We start from the raw sequence: 2,302 nt of genomic DNA on the forward strand, positions 1-2,302 counted from the left end.
GCATCAGAAGACGAGCCGGTAGCCGAGGAAACGCTTGGAATCGATCGGGTCGGTGCCCAGCTTCTCGCGCAGCTTCTTGCGCAGTTTGCTGATGTGGCTTTCCACCACGTTCTCCTCAACCTCTTCGTCGAAGATGCCGTAGATGGCGTTGAAAACCTGGGTCTTGGTGACGCGACGCCCGCGATTGCTCGCCAGATATTCAAGGATGCGGCGTTCGCGGCGCGGCAAGGGCAAGGGCTGACCATCGATCTCGGGGTCGCGCCCGTCCATGAAGATGCGCATGGCGCCGATCTCGGTGTAGGCGACGTCTTCCTGGGCGCGGCGGCGGATGGCGGTGATGCGGGCCAGGATCTCTCTGATATGGACGGGCTTGCGAATGACGTCATCGACGCCGCTCTCGAACAACCGCAGCGTGTTCTCCAGGGAGTGCTGTTCGCTGAGCGCAATGACCGGAGCGCCGGTGCGGTCGCGGATCTGGCGGGGAGAGATGGAGCCTTCGCGGCAGTCGCCGATGAGGAAGGCCCGGACCGAGCGCAGATCGGTGTCGGCGGCCGAGTTCACCCACTCACCGAATTCGCCGGACGCAAAGCCTGCACAGGCGATGCCCTCACGATCGAAAAGTGAATTGTATCCCTCTGTTACGAGCTCGCGCTCGTCAACGATCACAATCATCGGCCCGCCTCCGAATCAAATCATTTGCCCCGTGAAGAGAGGCGTATCCGCTGGCGAGAATCCTGAACAACCGTCATTTCTTGTAGCTAGTTTCTTGGGAGTCTGGAATCGCACCGGTTGCATTAGCGTGCAACCAGATATGCTTTCGGCGGCAAGATCTGACCAAGTCAAAAGGACAAATCAAGGTTGCACGCTTGGCTTATTAGAAGCGGAAAATACGCTTATGGGTTGCAGAAACCGCGCGCGTTCGCGGTCCATTTTCCAAAGCCGGTGGCGACCATGTTGGCAATGACGCGGCAGACATAGATCTTCTGCGCCGGGTCGTTGTCGGGGCCGGCATGATAGCGGGCGACGGCCATCGACCAGGTCTCGTGGCGGGCATGGAGGCTGGCCAGGAAGCGCGCCGCGTAGTCGACGTTCTGGCGTGGGTCGAGCATGTCCTCAACGCTGCGAAAATGCGATGCGTGGTAGTGGTGGTTGATCTGCATGCAGCCCAGATCGATCAGCGTCTTGCCCTCGCGCCGGGCATTGGCGAAGGCGGCAAGGGCCTCGGCCCGGCTCCTCGGAAAGACCGCTTTTCCTTCTATATTCAAGGCGTTGGGTTGAAGACTGCCCTTGTTGCCGGTCTCGGTCAAGCCAACGGCATAGAGGATGCCGGCGGGCACGCCATAGCGATCGGCGGCGCGCAGGATTTCCGGCTCGCAAGGGTTGGTCGCGGTCGCGCCAGCGCTTGCCGCGCTAGATAAAGATATCGCCGCCAGCGCGCTCGCGAGAAGGCGAAGTGCCGCGGCCGTAGTCCTGCGCGTCATCGTTGCGGTTCCCTGCGGATTGCTGACCCGGTTGCTGCCCGCCGGCTCCGCCGTTGCCGCCGCCCGAATTCCCCGGTTGAAAGGATGACGGGTCGCGGCCTGACGCCGTCGGCAAGGGGGCGGTTGCATCGGTGCGGGTTGTAGTGGCAACTGCTACCGAAGGTTGCAAGATTGTGACCTTGTCAACCTCGAAGCCGAGCCCCCGCAGTGACTTGACGATGGCCTCGCTGTCGGCGGACAGCCGACGATAGGCGTCGTGTGTTTCGGGCTTCAGCTCAATCGAAAGTTGTTCTCCGGAGAGGCGAAGATGGGCCGTCACCATGCCGAGTTCGGCGGGGTGAAGTTCGATCTTCAACACATGTGTCGGAACGGCAACAGGGCTGGCCAGCTGGGCGGCCGCGGATGAGGCTGAAAGCGCCTTTTGCGGGCCGCTGTCGGCGGCTATGGCGTTGATCACATTGAGGGCTGCCTGGCTGATGGGACTCTGCGGCGGTGCGGGGAAGCTCTGTTCGGACACCACGTCGATGCGTGCGGCGGACAGGGACTGTTTTCCCGCTTCGGGCCGCATCGAGGACTGGACATCCTCGATACTCTTCATCGCCGACGCGGCGTGCTTCGACTGCACGCCGGGCACGTCGGCAGCTGGCGCGTCCGGCAGCTTCAGAGCCGCCACAGTGTTGTCGCGTTTCGGCGCGCTGGAGGCAGAGCTCGGTGGCTGGGCGTTAAGCTCCGTCAAAGGCCCGTCGACGATCGACACTTGCTCCGGCTTCGACATGGTTTCGACGGCCTCGCGTCCGGCCGTGGATTTTGATCGATAGGTC

The 2,302-nt window shown here is 62.3% G+C and carries 3 protein-coding genes; all 3 read right to left on the minus strand.

Annotation, left to right across the window (positions count from 1 at the left end; translation table 11 throughout):
- Window positions 1-3 precede the first annotated feature (3 nt).
- Window positions 4-672, minus strand: a complete 669-nt coding sequence (locus tag EN935_RS31820) for a response regulator transcription factor (RefSeq protein ID WP_013529780.1) — start codon at window positions 670-672, stop codon at window positions 4-6.
- 221 nt (window positions 673-893) lie between these two features.
- Window positions 894-1,481, minus strand: a complete 588-nt coding sequence (locus EN935_RS31825) for a transglycosylase SLT domain-containing protein (protein WP_164757750.1) — start codon at window positions 1,479-1,481, stop codon at window positions 894-896.
- Window positions 1,411-2,238, minus strand: coding sequence for a flagellar hook-length control protein FliK (locus EN935_RS31830; protein WP_245489102.1), 828 nt, complete (start codon window positions 2,236-2,238; stop codon window positions 1,411-1,413). Before EN935_RS31830 ends, EN935_RS31825 begins: the two co-directional genes overlap by 71 nt.
- Window positions 2,239-2,302 lie beyond the last annotated feature (64 nt).

Source organism: Mesorhizobium sp. M7D.F.Ca.US.004.03.1.1 (genome assembly GCF_003998635.1).
Classification (GTDB): Bacteria; Pseudomonadota; Alphaproteobacteria; order Rhizobiales; family Rhizobiaceae; genus Mesorhizobium; species Mesorhizobium loti.

What these genes read in the sequence shown, in the direction of transcription:
- EN935_RS31820 (WP_013529780.1), bottom strand. Translation starts at nt 672, where the DNA reads ATGATTGTGATCGTTGACGAGCGCGAGCTCGTAACAGAGGGATACAAT.
- EN935_RS31825 (WP_164757750.1), bottom strand. Translation starts at nt 1,481, where the DNA reads ATGACGCGCAGGACTACGGCCGCGGCACTTCGCCTTCTCGCGAGCGCG.